Annotated in this window: 14 protein-coding genes; 8 read left to right on the top strand and 6 right to left on the bottom strand. The window is 72.9% G+C overall.

Annotated features, from left to right (window positions below; translation table 11 throughout):
• Nucleotides 1–275: 275 nt before the first annotated feature.
• The 3 genes from AB0M03_RS12960 to AB0M03_RS12950 form a co-directional block, all read right to left on the bottom strand.
• Entirely contained in the window at nucleotides 276–692 is a 417-nt protein-coding gene (locus AB0M03_RS12960; protein WP_363491443.1) for a hypothetical protein, read from the bottom strand.
• Between the two features lie 34 nt (nucleotides 693–726).
• Nucleotides 727–1,623: a non-homologous end-joining DNA ligase gene (gene ligD, locus AB0M03_RS12955; RefSeq protein ID WP_363491442.1), complete on the bottom strand. Its 897-nt coding sequence runs from the start codon at nucleotides 1,621–1,623 to the stop codon at nucleotides 727–729.
• Nucleotides 1,624–1,846: 223 nt separating this feature from the next.
• Nucleotides 1,847–2,719 carry an S-methyl-5'-thioadenosine phosphorylase gene (locus AB0M03_RS12950; protein WP_363491441.1) on the bottom strand — a complete coding sequence of 291 codons (873 nt, stop codon included), beginning with the start codon at nucleotides 2,717–2,719 and terminating at the stop codon, nucleotides 1,847–1,849.
• A gap of 222 nt (nucleotides 2,720–2,941) precedes the next feature.
• Here AB0M03_RS12950 and AB0M03_RS12945 point away from each other — a divergent pair, with 222 nt between their 5' ends.
• The 7 genes from AB0M03_RS12945 (at nucleotide 2,942) to AB0M03_RS12915 (ending at nucleotide 9,354) form a co-directional block, all read left to right on the top strand.
• A complete protein-coding gene (locus tag AB0M03_RS12945) occupies nucleotides 2,942–3,673 on the top strand; it encodes an alpha/beta fold hydrolase (RefSeq protein ID WP_363491440.1) in 732 nt (243 codons plus the stop codon).
• A gap of 157 nt (nucleotides 3,674–3,830) precedes the next feature.
• Nucleotides 3,831–5,579, top strand: coding sequence for a cytochrome c oxidase subunit I (gene ctaD / locus AB0M03_RS12940; RefSeq protein WP_363491439.1), 1,749 nt, complete (start codon nucleotides 3,831–3,833; stop codon nucleotides 5,577–5,579).
• 13 nt (nucleotides 5,580–5,592) lie between these two features.
• Nucleotides 5,593–5,937, top strand: a complete 345-nt coding sequence (locus AB0M03_RS12935; protein WP_363491438.1) for a hypothetical protein — start codon at nucleotides 5,593–5,595, stop codon at nucleotides 5,935–5,937.
• Between the two features lie 85 nt (nucleotides 5,938–6,022).
• Nucleotides 6,023–6,811 (top strand): amino acid ABC transporter ATP-binding protein, encoded by a 789-nt coding sequence (locus AB0M03_RS12930; RefSeq protein WP_363491437.1) that lies wholly within the window; start codon nucleotides 6,023–6,025, stop codon nucleotides 6,809–6,811.
• A 31-nt stretch (nucleotides 6,812–6,842) separates the two neighbouring features.
• Nucleotides 6,843–7,682, top strand: a complete 840-nt coding sequence (locus AB0M03_RS12925; RefSeq protein WP_363491436.1) for a glutamate ABC transporter substrate-binding protein — start codon at nucleotides 6,843–6,845, stop codon at nucleotides 7,680–7,682.
• A gap of 71 nt (nucleotides 7,683–7,753) precedes the next feature.
• Complete coding sequence (locus tag AB0M03_RS12920; protein ID WP_363491435.1) at nucleotides 7,754–8,419, top strand: amino acid ABC transporter permease; 666 nt, start codon at nucleotides 7,754–7,756, stop codon at nucleotides 8,417–8,419.
• On the top strand, nucleotides 8,416–9,354 hold the full coding sequence (locus tag AB0M03_RS12915) for an amino acid ABC transporter permease (RefSeq protein ID WP_363491434.1): 939 nt from the start codon (nucleotides 8,416–8,418) through the stop codon (nucleotides 9,352–9,354). Before AB0M03_RS12920 ends, AB0M03_RS12915 begins: the two co-directional genes overlap by 4 nt.
• Nucleotides 9,355–9,469: 115 nt before the next feature.
• Here the strand turns inward: AB0M03_RS12915 and AB0M03_RS12910 are convergent, their stop codons facing one another.
• The gene (locus AB0M03_RS12910; protein WP_363491433.1) at nucleotides 9,470–10,288 is read right to left on the bottom strand and encodes a hypothetical protein; all 819 of its coding nucleotides are present in this window, start codon (nucleotides 10,286–10,288) and stop codon (nucleotides 9,470–9,472) included.
• A gap of 450 nt (nucleotides 10,289–10,738) precedes the next feature.
• Between AB0M03_RS12910 and AB0M03_RS12905 the strand changes: the two genes are divergently transcribed.
• Nucleotides 10,739–11,728, top strand: coding sequence for a TAXI family TRAP transporter solute-binding subunit (locus tag AB0M03_RS12905; protein WP_363491432.1), 990 nt, complete (start codon nucleotides 10,739–10,741; stop codon nucleotides 11,726–11,728).
• Here AB0M03_RS12905 and AB0M03_RS12900 read toward each other — a convergent pair.
• Nucleotides 11,719–13,116, bottom strand: coding sequence for a HAMP domain-containing sensor histidine kinase (locus AB0M03_RS12900; RefSeq protein WP_363491431.1), 1,398 nt, complete (start codon nucleotides 13,114–13,116; stop codon nucleotides 11,719–11,721). The genes AB0M03_RS12905 and AB0M03_RS12900 overlap by 10 nt on opposite strands.
• Nucleotides 13,113–13,880 (bottom strand): response regulator transcription factor, encoded by a 768-nt coding sequence (locus AB0M03_RS12895; protein WP_363491430.1) that lies wholly within the window; start codon nucleotides 13,878–13,880, stop codon nucleotides 13,113–13,115. Before AB0M03_RS12895 ends, AB0M03_RS12900 begins: the two co-directional genes overlap by 4 nt.
• Nucleotides 13,881–13,978: the final 98 nt, after the last annotated feature.

The following is a 13,978-nucleotide window of genomic DNA, read 5'->3' as shown; positions in this document are numbered from 1 at the left end:
GCGACAACACGTCAGCCGGCCTGGCAGTCTGGGCTCATGGACGAGGAGTGGGTGACGGTCCTCACCGTCGAGAACGTGTCCGGCATGCCGCGCCCGGGGTTCGCCCTCGCCGTTTGACTGCGTGACCGCGGCATCGACTGGTGTCCGTTCGCCGGGGAGCAGATCCGCTGCGACCTGGCCTGTGGCCGCGACCCCGCCCAGGGCGGGCGGTCGCGCGGCTTCGTCACCGTGAGGGTGCGGGCCGACGCCCTCCGCCGCATCGGCCTCCACCCCGATCAGCCCACCGCCCGAGCCCTGCTGCCGCTCGCCCCCGACTGGTGGGGCCCCTGGACGGGCAGCCGGAAGACGGCCGTCCGACGCGAGGCGGTCGCCGAGGCCCGCCGCCTGGGGAACGGCTGATGCCGCACACCCTGCTCGGCGCGTGCCTCAGTCGCCCACCAGCGCCACCGCCGCGACCCGGGCGCCGCCCCGGCGGACGATCTCGGCGAGCCGCTCGGCGGTGATCCCGGACGCCCGGCCACGACCAGCGCGCTGTTGCCGAGCCGGTCCCTGGTCGCCTGTGCGGCCCGTGCGGCCTCGCCGAACTGCCCGTACCGGACGACGGCCTGGATCAGCAGGCAGACGGCCACCACCACACCGGAGACCAGTCGGGCGACGGCCGCGGGGTGGGCGGCGGCGCGGCACTGCGACACGAATGCACTTTCGAGAAGCGAGGTTGACGGCCGGTCAACTCCCTACGGGCAGTTCCGCCGGCTCGGTGAGGAGGGGGGCCAGCAGGTCGCCGTGGTCCGCGATGCGGGCGAGGACGTCGTCGGGGGTGAAGGCGAGGTCGTCCGGGGATGTGCAGTGCTCGATCTCGTCCCAGGTGAGCGGGGTGGAGACGCCGGGGACGGCGGTGGCACGCAGGGTGTAGGGGGCGGCGGTGGTCTTGGTGGTGGTGTTCTGGGACCAGTCGACGAAGACCTTGCCGCGGCGCAGCGCCTTGGTCATCCTGCTGACCACGTGCCGGGGGTGTTCGGCGGCGAGGCCCTCGGCGAGGCTGCGGGCGTAACCGACGACGGCGGAGGCGTCGCTCGGGCGGAGGGCGGCGTACAGGTGCAGGCCCTTGCTGCCGGAGGTCTTGGCGTGGGCGGTGAGGCCGTCGGCGGCGAGCCGTTCGCGGATCAGCCGGGCGACCTGGCAGCAGAGGGTGATGTCGGCGCCCGGTCCCGGGTCGAGGTCGATGACCAGCCGGTCGTGGGCGGCGGGGCCGGTGTCGGCGCTCCACTGGGGGACGTGGAGTTCGAGGGCGTAGCCGTTGGCGAGGGCCATCAGGGTGGGGAGGTCGTCGACGGTGACGCGCTCCTTGGGGCCTTCGTGGCTGTCGACGACCATGGTGCGGACCCAGTCGGGCAGGCCCGGGGGCGGGTTCTTGGCGAAGAAGCCCTCCTCGCCGACGCCGGAGGGGAAGCGCAGCAGGGAGACCGGCCGGCGGCGGATGTGCGGCAGCAGGTGCGGCGCGACCTGGGCGTAGTAGTACAGGGCCTCGCCCTTGGTCCAGCCGGTGGCCGGCCACAGCACCTTGTCGAGGTGGGAGAGGACCAGGCGGCGGCCCTCGACTTCGGTGACCTGTCGCTCCGGCATACCGGGTAAATCCCCATGAAAGGGTCGGGCCATGCCGCAGGTCACCTGGAAAGGTGCCTTCACGTCCGGCCCGGTGGCGTCTGCCGCGGGACCGGGGGCCCGGCCGCGTCGGGCAGGCCGGACCCCCGGAGCACCGCGACCCCCGTGCACAGGCACCCCAAGACGCGCCGCGGGCAGCGGAACGGTTCGCCGCGCGGGGCCCGCGCGGCGTGCTTGCGATGCCTCAGCCGGGGACGCCGGCGAGGCCGGTGTCGAGGCCGTCGAGGGCGTGCGAGCAGACGCAGTCGCGGGCCGCCGGGAGGTCGGCGAGTGCCTTGAAGAGCACGGTCCGCAGCCGGTCGACGTTGCGGGCGAAGACCTCCAGCACCTCGGCGTGGGTGACGCCCTCGCCGGTCTCCACTCCTGCGTCGAGGTCGGTGACCAGGGCCAGCGAGGTGTAGCAGACGCCGAGTTCGCGGGCGAGGACGGCCTCCGGGTGCCCGGTCATGCCGACCACCGACCAGCCGTTCGCGGTGAACCAGCGGGACTCGGCGCGGGTGGAGAAGCGCGGGCCCTCGATGACCACCAGGGTGCCGCCGTCGACCGCCTCCCAGGCGCTGGCGCCGGCCGCCGCCAGTGCGACCCGGCGGCCGTCCGGGCAGTACGGGTCCGCCATGGAGACGTGCACCACCTCGGGCACGGAGCCGTCGGGCAGCGGCAGGCCGTCGTAGAAGGTCTGCGCCCGGCCCGCGGTGCGGTCCACGAACTGGTCCGGCACCAGCAGCGTGCCCGGGCCGTACTCGGCGCGCAGGCCGCCGACCGCGCACGGGCCGAGCACCTGCCGCACGCCGAGGGAGTGCAGGGCCCACAGGTTCGCCCGGTAGTTGATACGGTGCGGCGGCAGGCTGTGCCCGCGGCCGTGCCGCGGCAGGAAGGCGACGGTGCGGCCGGCCACCTCGCCGAGGAAGACCGAGTCGCTGGGCGGCCCGTACGGCGTCTGGACGGCGACCTCGGTCACGTCGTCGAGCAGCGCGTACAGCCCGGACCCGCCGATCACGCCGATCTCGGCCCGGCCGGGGGCGCAGGCGGCGGGCAGGGTCGAGGGGGCGTCAGACATGGCCTCTCCTTCGGTGGTGACGGTCGGTCCCCGTGCCCGGCCCGCGGAACGGGCCGGCGCCCCAACCCTACGAGCCCGGCGCCGGACGGTGGGCCGCCCGGCCGACGCCGCGTCAGCACGGCGGGCGCCCGGCCGGGCGGCGGCTGCCCGCGCCCACCCGTCCTTACGGTCCGCCCACCCCGCCGCGTACAGTGACAGCCTCTGCTGACAGGAGTGACGGCGATGGACGGACAGGCGGTGCCGGGAGCCCCCGGCCACCGGGCGCTGGTGTGGCGCGAGCGGCCCGAGGCGCCCGGCGCCGCGGTGCTGGTGCTGCACGGCGGCCAGGAGGCGGGCCTGCACCGTCCCGGTCCGGTCAACCTGCCGGGCCTGCGGATGCGGCCGTTCGCGCGGGCGGTGGAGAAGGCCACCGCCGGTGCCGGCGTCGCGGTCGGCGTCGTCCGCTACCGCTGCCGCGGCTGGAACGGCGACCGGGCCGACGCCGCGCAGGACACCGTCGCCGCCCTGCAGGACCTCGCCGAGGAGCTCGGCCCGGTGCCGACCGTCCTGATCGGCCACTCCATGGGCGGCCGGGCCGCGCTGCGGGCCGGCGGGCACCCGTGCGTGACCGGCGTGGTCGCCCTCGCGCCCTGGTGCCCCGACGACGAGCCCTGCGAGCACCTGGCCGGCCGCCGCCTGCTGATGCTGCACGGCGACCTCGACCGGGTGACCGCGCCCGACGCCACCCAGCGCTTCGCCTCCCGCGCCCGCGCCGCCGGTGCGCAGGCCGCCGGCTACCGGGTCACCGGCAGCGGCCACGCGCTGCTGCGCCGTGCGAACGACTGGCACCGGGCCACCGCCGAGCTCACCGCCGGCCTGCTGGGCCTGCGCACCCTGCCGCCGGACGTCGCGTCGGCGCTCGACCTCCCGGCCTCGGCCGCCGGCGGCCTGCAGCTGGCACTCGCCCACCGCTGATCCGCGCGACCCCGGCTCGACGCGCCGCCGCGCCCGCATCTCGTACCGGCAAACGGGTGATGCCGACGCGCACCTGCTCGCCGCCACCGTGTGCGTTCGCCCGGTTACACCATGATGATGGCGACCGGGGGAACCAGGCGAGGAGAGTACGGAACCGATGGCTGCTGGGACGGAAACGGCACAGGCCGGTGCACAACCGCGGGAAACGACACGAGGCAAGGTCCTGGTCCAGTGGCTCACCACCACGGACCACAAGAAGATCGGGACGCTCTACCTCGGTACGTCGTTCGCGTTCTTCCTGGTCGCGGGTGTGATGGCCCTGGTCATGCGCGCCGAACTGGCCCGCCCCGGCAACCAGATCATCTCGAACGAGCAGTTCAACCAGCTGTTCACCCTGCACGGCGGCGCGATGCTGCTGATGTTCGCGACCCCGCTGTTCGCGGGCTTCGCCAACTGGATCATGCCGCTGCAGATCGGCGCCCCCGACGTCGCCTTCCCGCGGCTGAACATGTTCGCCTACTGGCTCTACCTGTTCGGCTCCCTGATCGTCGTCGCCAGCCTGTTCACCCCGCAGGGCGCACCCGACTTCGGCTGGTTCTCCTACCCGCCGCTGTCGGACGAGGTGCACTCCCCGAACATCGGCGGGGACATGTGGATCATGGGGCTGACCTTCTCCGGCTTCGGCACCATCCTCGGCTCGGTCAACTTCATCACCACCATCATCTGCATGCGCGCCCCCGGCATGACGATGTTCCGGATGTCGATCTTCGTCTGGAACGTGCTGCTGACCGCGGTGCTGGTGCTCCTGGTCTTCCCGGTGCTCGCCGCGACCTTCCTCGCACTGGAGGCCGACCGCAAGTACGGGGCGCACGTCTTCGACGCGGCCAACGGCGGGGCCATTCTCTACCAGCACCTGTTCTGGTTCTTCGGCCACCCCGAGGTCTACATCATCGCGCTGCCGTTCTTCGGCATCGTGTCGGAGATCGTGCCGGTCTTCAGCCGCAAGCCGATGTTCGGCTACTCGGGCCTGGTCGCCGCGACCATCGCCATCGCCGGCCTGTCGGTGACGGTGTGGGCGCACCACATGTTCGTCACCGGGCAGGTGCTGCTGCCGTTCTTCTCCTTCATGACCTTCCTGATCGCCGTCCCGACCGGCGTGAAGTTCTTCAACTGGGTCGGCACCATGTGGAAGGGCTCGCTGAGCTTCGAGACGCCGATGCTCTGGGTGGTCGGCTTCCTGGTCACCTTCCTCTTCGGCGGTCTGACGGGTGTCCTGCTGGCTGCGCCGCCGATCGACTTCCACGTCTCCGACTCGTACTTCGTCGTCGCCCACTTCCACTACGTGGTGTTCGGCACGGTGGTGTTCGCGATGTTCGGCGGCTTCCACTTCTGGTGGCCGAAGATGACCGGCAAGATGCTCGACGAGCGGCTCGGCAAGATCTGCTTCTGGACGCTGTTCGTCGGTTTCCACACCACCTTCCTGGTCCAGCACTGGCTCGGTGCGGAGGGTATGCCCCGCCGCTACGCCGACTACCTGGCCTCCGACGGCTTCACCACGCTGAACAGCGTCTCCACCGTCGGCGCCTTCCTGCTCGGCCTGTCGATCCTGCCGTTCCTCTACAACGTCTGGAAGACCGCCATGTACGGCGAGGACGTCGACGTCGACGACCCCTGGGGCTACGGCCGCTCGCTGGAGTGGGCGACCTCCTGCCCGCCGCCGCGGCACAACTTCCTCACCCTGCCGCGCATCCGCTCGGAATCCCCGGCCTTCGAGCTGCACCACCCCGACATCGCCGCCCGCGACTACCTCGACAACCACGGCGAGCCCGCCAAGCACCTCGCCGGTGTGACCCCCGCCGAGTACGACAATCCGCGACGCCGGTCCGGCCCCGGCGGCAACGTCTGACCGGGGTCCCGGAATGGACGACCACACCACCGACGCCGCCGGCAGCCTGCAGCAGCTGGAGGGCTACCTGCTGTGGCAGGCCGAGCTCGCCACGGCGCAGCGGGACGCCGCCGCCTTCGCCGACCAGTTCCCGTGGCTCACGACAGGCGAGCGCGAGGAGGTCGAAGAGGCCTACGCCCGGGAGCGCCTGCAGGTCTCCCGCCTGGCCGTCACCCGTATCGCGCAGCGCTGCCGGGAGCTGCGGAGCGAGTACGAGGAGCGCTACCGCCACCTGAAGAGCCGCCTCGTCGCCCTGTTCCTGGGCGCCGGGGCCGTGGGAGCGGCCGCCGTCGCGGTGCTGGCCCGCGCCTGGCCGTAGGCCGGGGGACGCGTCAGGGGCGGCACCTCGCCCCTGACGTTTCCGTCCGCGGGTCGACGTGCGGCTGCGGTGCGGGCGGCGGACCATGAAGCCGACGAGTGGAGCAGCCGTGACGAAGGAAACCCCCACCCCGGCCGCGGGCGATCTGGTCGTGCTGCGCAACGTCAACAAGCACTTCGGCGACCTCCACGTGCTCCAGGACATCGACCTCACCATCGCCCGTGGTGAGGTCGTGGTCGTCATCGGGCCGTCCGGAGGCGGGAAGTCGACGCTGTGCCGCGCCATCAACCGCCTGGAGACCATCGACTCCGGCGAGATCTCCATCGACGGCAGGCCGCTGCCGGCCGAGGGCCGCGAGCTGGCGGCCCTGCGGGCGGACGTCGGCATGGTCTTCCAGTCGTTCAACCTCTTCGCGCACAGGACCGTGCTCGACAACGTCACGCTCGGCCAGATCAAGGTCCGCAAGAAGGACAAGAAGGCCGCCGAGGAACGGGCGCGCCGGCTGCTGGAGCGGGTGGGCGTCGCCTCGCAGGCGGACAAGTACCCGGCGCAGCTCTCCGGCGGCCAGCAGCAGCGCGTGGCGATCGCCAGGGCGCTGGCCATGGACCCGAAGATCATGCTGTTCGACGAGCCGACCTCCGCGCTCGACCCCGAGATGATCAACGAGGTGCTGGAGGTGATGCAGCAGTTGGCGCGCGAGGGAATGACCATGGTCGTCGTCACCCACGAGATGGGATTCGCCCGATCGGCCGCCAACCGTGTGGTCTTCATGGCAGATGGCCGGATCGTGGAGGAGACGACACCCGATCAGTTCTTCAGCAACCCGCGCAGCGAGCGGGCCAAGGACTTCCTCTCGAAGATCCTGCACCACTGACGGGGACCAGCGAGCACAAGGAATGATCACCATGGAACTTCGCAAGGTCACCCTCGCGGCCGCGGTTGCGCTCGGGCTGTCCCTGACGGCCGCCGGCTGCGGATCGGACGGCGGCGGCGCCACCAGCGGCGCCAGCGGCGACCAGAAGGTCACCGTCGGCATCAAGTTCGACCAGCCCGGCATCGGTCTGAAGACCCCGGACGGCACGTACACGGGCCTCGACGTCGACGTGGCCACGTACGTCGCCAAGGAGCTCGGCTACGACCCCGGCAACATCGAGTGGAAGGAGGCGAAGAGCGCCGACCGCGAGACGCTGCTCCAGCGCGGCGACGTCGACTTCATCGCCGCCTCGTACTCGATGACGCCCGCCCGTGCGGAGAAGGTCGACTTCGCCGGCCCGTACCTCCTGGCGCACCAGGACGTGCTGATCCGGGCCGACGACGACTCCATCAAGAAGCCCGAGGACCTGAACAACAAGAAGCTCTGCTCCGTCACCGGCTCCACCTCGGCGCAGAACGTCAAGACCAAGATCGCCCCGAATGCGCAGCTGCAGGAGTACGGCGGCTACTCGGAGTGCCTGACCGGCCTGGAGAACGGGGCCGTCGATGCGCTGACCACCGACGACGTGATCCTCGCCGGCTACGCCTCGCAGCCGGAGTTCAAGGGCAAGTTCAAGCTCGGCGGCTTCAAGATGAGCAACGAGAACTACGGCATCGGCGTCCAGAAGGACAGCGAGCTCAAGGCGAAGATCAACGCCGCCCTGGAGAAGATGGTCGCGGACGGCGCCTGGGAGGCGGCCGTCAAGAAGAACCTCGGCCCGTCCGGCTACCAGAACGAGCCCGCACCGAAGATCGGCGTCATCGTCACCTGAGACGCGCCGTCCGAGGCGCGCCGCCCCGGGGTGGCGCGCCTCGCCCGTCACTCGCGGAAGGCGGGGAGACCGTGTTCGACTTTCTTGAGGGCTACAACGTGCTCGGCGCTTTCTGGGTGACGGTGCAGCTCACCTTCTACTCCGCCGTCGGCGCGCTGATCTGGGGCACCGTCCTGGCGGCCATGCGCGTCAGCCCCGTGCCCCTGATGCGCGGCTTCGGGACGGCCTACGTCAACGTGGTCCGGAACATCCCCCTCACCGTGATCATCGTCTTCACCTCGCTGGGCCTGTTCCAGACCCTGGGCATCACGCTCGGCGCCGAGAACTTCACCACCATCAACTTCCGGCTCGCCGTGCTCGGGCTGATCGTCTACACCTCGGCGTTCGTCTGCGAGGCGCTGCGGTCCGGCATCAACACGGTGCCCGTGGGCCAGACGGAGGCGGCGCGCGCCATCGGCCTGAGCTTCCCCCAGGTGCTGAGGCTCGTCGTCCTTCCGCAGGCGTTCCGGTCCGTGGTGGGCCCGCTGGCGAACGTGCTGATCGCGCTGACCAAGAACACCACCGTGGCCGCCACGATCGGTGTCGCCGAGGCGGCCCTGCTGATGCGGGAGATGATCGAGAACGAGGCCCAGCTCCTCCTCATCTCCGCGGTCTTCGCGTTCGGCTTCATCTGCCTCACGCTGCCGACCGGGCTCCTCCTCGGAAGGGTGGCCAAGAAGGTCTCGGTGAAGCGATGACCCCGCCGTCCGTCCTCTACGACACTCCGGGGCCGCGCGCCAAACGGCGCAACCTGCTGTTCACGGTGGCGTTCCTGATCGCCGTCGCCGGCTTGGCCTGGTGGGTGGTCCAGAGCCTCATCGACAAGAACCAGCTCGAATGGGTCAAGTGGCGGCCATTCTTCACGGACTCCCGCGCCTGGGAGACGTACCTCCTGCCGGGGCTCGAGAACACCCTCATCGCCGCCTCGCTCGCCATGGTCATCGCGCTGCCGTTCGGGGCGCTGTTCGGCATCGCCCGGCTCTCCGACCACCTGTGGGTGCGGGGCACGGCCGGCACCGTCGTGGAGTTCTTCCGCGCCATCCCGGTGCTGATCCTGATGCTGTTCGCCAATGCCGCGTACTCCGAGTTCACCGACGTCAGCCCCGACAGCCGGCCGCTGTACGCGGTGGTCACCGGCCTGGTCCTGTACAACGGCGCCGTGCTCGCGGAGATCGTACGGGCCGGCATCCTCTCCCTCCCGCGGGGCCAGACCGACGCGGCCGAGGCGATCGGCATGCGCAAGAACCAGGTGATGCGCTACGTGCTGCTGCCGCAGTCGGTCACCGCGATGCTGCCGGCGATCGTCAGCCAGATGGTCGTCATCGTGAAGGACACCGCGCTGGGCGGCGCACTGCTCGGCTTCTCCGAACTGCTGGCGTCCGTCCGCCCGATGAGCGCGAACTACGGGGCCAACACCATCGCCTGCTTCACCGTCGTCGCGGCCATCTTCGTCGTGCTGAACTTCGCCCTCACCTCCTTCGCGACCTGGCTGGAGCGCCGGCTGCGGCGCGGCAAGAGGTCCACCGGCGCGGTGGTCGGCGCCTCCGCCGTCGAGGAGCTGTCCACACCGGGCGAGCACGTGGGCCACGACGACCTCGGCGGAGGGGGCGGCACCTCCGGCAAGGGCGGCTGAACGCTCTCTTTCGGATCTTGTCGGATCGGCTCGGATCGCTCGGATCGGCTCGGATCGGCGCGCGGTGTCGGGCGCCCCGGCGAGATCCGGAGGAGAGCGCCCGGGCGGCGTCCCGTCAGGAGCGGCCGAACCAGCGGCGCTTGGCCCGCGGCGGGGGCGCGGCGCCGTTCGCCGGGGCCACCGGCGGGTCGTCGTACTCGCGGGAGATCACCTGGACCCGGCCCGACTCGACGTCGTGGCGCACCGTGTCCAGGCCCTGGCGGTCCAGTCGGGCGATGGTGTCGGCGTGGGTGGTGGTGTTCAGGGCGAGCATTCCGACCTTCGGGTGCCTGCGGCCGGGCTTCACCTCCTCGCCGAGCAGGGTCTGCATCAGGCGGTCGGCGGAGGCCGAGGGCAGGTCCTCGTCCACGGCGACGTGCAGCATCAGGTGTTCCTCGCCGCCGGCCCGCCACCGGACCTGCGCCACCCACACCGAGCGGACGGCGGGGAACTCGCGGATCCGCCGCACCAGTGCGTCGCGCAGGGCGACCGCCACCGGGTCGGTGGACCGGTCGAGTTTCATCTCCGCCCCGGGCCCGTAGGCCGCCCAGTCCCGCAGCACCTGCTCGGGGAAGATCGCCTGCCCGTTTCCGGAGCGGACCCCGAGCACGGTGACGCCGGTCTTCTCCAGGATGTCCCTCAGCCGTGCCGCGTCGCAGTGCACCGTCCCGGCAGCCGCCGGCAGCAGTTCCGCGCCGAGCGCCGCATCGGTGAACCCGAGCAGCGTGGGCGGCTGCTCGTCGTCGGGGAGGAACATCACCGATCCGGTACCGGTGACGGGAACGAACACCCCGCCCTCGAACAGTGCGGCGAGCACCGCCTCCGGCGCGGGTTCGTACCCGTCCGCACGACGGTCGAGAAGGTCGGCGAGACGCACGTTCGAATGATCGATCACGCGTGCAGCGTAGTGCCCGGACGGCCGCCGCCGGCCATCGCGGTGGCGCAGTTCCCGATGCGGGTGACGACGACGGCCGAGCAGGCGTTCGGCGTGCCGGAGCCGGCCGGGTCCGCCCGATGCCGTCGGGGTCGGCAGGTCCTCGGGGCCCTCCGCCCGGCGTCCGCTCCAGCGGCACCCGGCCCGGCGGAGTTCGCGCTGCCCACCCGACCGTGGCCCGCGTCATGAACGAGGGCCGCCGCGCCGGCCTGACCGGCACCGACGTCTTCGACGCGGGTCTGTCCCTGATCATCGGGGCCCAGTGGGCGTGCCTGCCGCACTCGAACGGGCCGCATGCCCCTTACAGGACTCACGGGCGCGGCGAGAGCTCGCGGTCGTGTCGACGGTGCCGTCGAACGGTCACCGCCCGTACGGTTCCCGGACCGGGGCCGGCGGTCTACCCTTCCCGGCATGGTCGGCCCGGTGATCCCCAGCTCCCCCGTCACTCCGCCACGGCCGGGCCCCGGGCGGCGGACGGTGGTGGGGGCGCTGCTCGGCTGGGGTGCGGCCGGGTGCGGGGCGGCCCGGGAGCCGGTGGGGCGGCTGCGGTTGGCGACGGGGCCGGAGGGCGGGCCCTACAACGCGTTCGGGCGGGCACTGGCCGCAGCGACGGTCGGGCAACGGCCGGCGGTGGTGCCGCGGGCGACCGCCGCGAGCGTGGACAACCTGCGCCGGCTGGACGACGGTTCGGTCGAACTGGCGCTGGCCATGGCGGACACCGCGGAGGACGCCGTCCGCGGCCGGAACTCCTTCACCCGCCCGCTGCCGGTGTCCGCGCTGGCCCGCGTGTACGTGAACTACACCCATCTGCTCACCCCTGCGGACGGGCCGGTGCACACGCTCGCCGACCTCGCCGGACGGCGCGTGGCGGTCGGCGCGGACGGTTCCGGCGTGCAGGTCGTCGCGCGGCGGCTGCTGGAGACCGCGGCGCTGACCGGGGGTGCCGGGCGGGTGACCGAAGTCCCCCTGGCGCTCGGCGAGTCCGTGGCCGCGCTGCGCGCGGGCCGGGTGGACGCGCTGTTCTGGTCCGGCGGGGTGCCGACCCCGGCCGTCGCGGAACTCGCCCGGGAGCTGCCGCTGCGCGTGCTCGCGCTGGACGGCCCGGCGGAGGTGCTGCGCGCCCGCCACGGGCCCGTCTACACCGCGGCCGCGTTCCCGGCCGGGGTCTACGGGCTGCGGGCACCGGTCGGCACCGTCGGCGTCGGCAACTACCTCCTGGCCCGTACCGATGTGTCGGCGGACGCGGTGCGCGCGGTGCTTCGCACGGTCTTCGACTCCTGGCGGGACCTGCTGCGCGAGGTGACCGCCGGGGCGCGGCTGGAGCCCCGATTCGCCGTCTCCACCGGCGCGGTGCCACTGCACCCGGGCGCAAGCGCCTACTACCGGTCGGTCTACGGCTGAGCCCGCCGGGCGGCCGGAAGCCGGAAGTCCACGGTCAGGCCGTGCGGGACGGCCGGCCGCACCCGCAGCCCGCCGCCGCTCATCCGGGCGATCTCATCGGCGATGGCCAGGCCGAGTCCGCTGCCGGGCAGGTTCTGGTGCTCGGGCGCGCGGGTGAAGCGCCGGACCAGCAGCGGCAGTTGGTCGGCCGGGACGCCCGGCCCGGTGTCGGTGACCTCGACCGTCACGCTGTCCGCTCCGGTCTCCTCCCCGGTGCCCCGAGCCGCGAGGACGGCGACCCGGCCGCCGCTCGGCACGAACTTGGCGGCGTTGTCGAGCACGGCGTCGAGGATGCGGCCGGCCGCGTCCGGCACCGCGCGGACCCGCAGGCCGGGTGCAGTGTCCGCGGTGAGGACGAGGCCTGCGGCGGCGAACACCGGTTGCCACGCGGCCACCCGCGCGGTGACCGCCGCCGACAGGTCCTGTTCCACCGGGTGCGCGCTCGCGGCCTCGACCCGGGCCAGCGCGAGCAGACCGTCCAGCAGTTCGCCGAGTCGCTCGGCCTCGTCCAGGGCCCGGGTGTGCTCCTCCCGGCCGGGGCCGGACGGCAAGTGCGGCTCCACGTTCTCCAGTTGCAGCACCAGGGTGGCCAGCGGATTGCGCAGTTGGTGGGAGGCGTCGGCGACGAAAGCCCGCTGCCGGGTCAGCGCGTCGGCGACGGCCTCCGCCATGGTGTTGAAGTTGCGGCGCAGACGGCGTAGCTCGGGCGGTCCGGCGTCGAGGGCGGCGCGGGCCCGCAGGCTGCCGGCGGCGAGCTGTTCCACGGCGCGGTCGAGGTCACCGACCGGGCGCAGCAGCCAGCGGGCGGTGCCGGCGGCGACCAGCGCGGCCGCCACGAAGGCGGCGAGGGCGCCGGCGGCGATGAGCACCCAGCGCAGCAGCACGTCCCGGCGGGCCGCGTCGGTGGGGACGGTGAGCAGCACGGCCCCGCTGACCCGCTCGTCGTGGCCGACGGGTTCGGCGAGGACGACGGTGCCCGGGCCCCAGGGCCGGACGGTGGGTAGCCGGTCGGTGGAACGGCCGGTGAGAGAGCGGTCGCGGGCCTCGGTGGCGGCCGCTCCGTCGGAGGTCGGTCCGGATCGGCCGACGGTGCGGCCGGCCGCGTCGACCACCTCCACGCCCGCCCGGTAGAGCTCGGCGTAGCGGCCGGTTTCGGCGGTGAGTTCGGCGCGATCGGCATCGGTACGGACGCGGTCGGCGAGTTCGGCGAACCGGACGGCGTCCGCACGGCGTTGCAGCAGCAGGTGTTCGGTGCGGCCGCGGGCGTAGGCGTCGGCGAGCGGGAGGGCGAGCAGCAGGGTGGCGGAGGCCATCAGCGCGGTCAGGACGGCGAGCAGTCGGCGCCTCACGCGAGGGTGTCCTGCGAGCCCCCGGGGCCGCCTTCCCGGCCTGCGGGGTCGGGCCCGTCGGCTGCGGTGTCGGCGGGGTGGGCCGCGGGTCGGCCTTCGGTGCCGAGTTGGTAGCCGAAGCCGCGGACGGTGCGGACCAGGTGGGAGCGGCCGGTCTTGGCGCGGATGCCGGCGACGTGCACGTCCAGCGAGCGGGAGACGGCGAGGAAGGCGTCGCCCCAGATCCGGTCGAGGATCTCCTCCCGGGAGTGGACCTGGGTGCGGCGGGCGGCGAGGTGGGCGAGGACGTCGAACTCGCGGCGGGTCAGGTGAACCGGCCGGCCGGCGACGGTGACGGTGCGGGCGGCGAGGTCGACGACGACGTCGCCGACGGCGATCCGCGGACCGGCGGCCTCGGCCGGGGTTCCGGGCCGGTCGGTGCGCCGGCGGACGGTGTCGATCCGGGCCATCAGTTCGGCCATCCGGAACGGTTTGACGACGTAGTCGTCGGCGCCGGCGCGCAGGCCCTGCACGATGTCGCGTTCCTCGCAGCGGGCGGTGACGACGATCAGCGGCGCGTCGCAGACGGTCCGCAGCCGGCGCAGCAGGTCGAGGCCGTCCAGGTCGGGCAGGCCCAGGTCGAGCAGGACGAACTCGGCCTCGTGGACGAGGCGCAGGGCGTCCAGTGCGCGGCCGACCCGACGGGTGGTGTGGCCTCGCTGGGCGAGGGCGGTGCCCAGGGCGCGGGCCATCCGGTCGTCGTCCTCGACCAGCAGTGCGTGCATCGGCCTCTCCCCCTGGCGTGGCGGCCGCGGGTGGCCGCGCCGACCATCCTGACCTGCGGCGGCGACCACCGGAAGTCCCCGGCGGGCGGGGGCTTTCG

Origin of the sequence: Kitasatospora sp. NPDC051914, from assembly GCF_040680995.1 — a bacterium.
In the GTDB taxonomy this organism is placed as follows: domain Bacteria; phylum Actinomycetota; class Actinomycetes; order Streptomycetales; family Streptomycetaceae; genus Kitasatospora.
The sequence above is the reverse complement of the archived record's forward strand: the minus strand, read 5'-3'. Positions and strand labels throughout refer to the sequence as shown.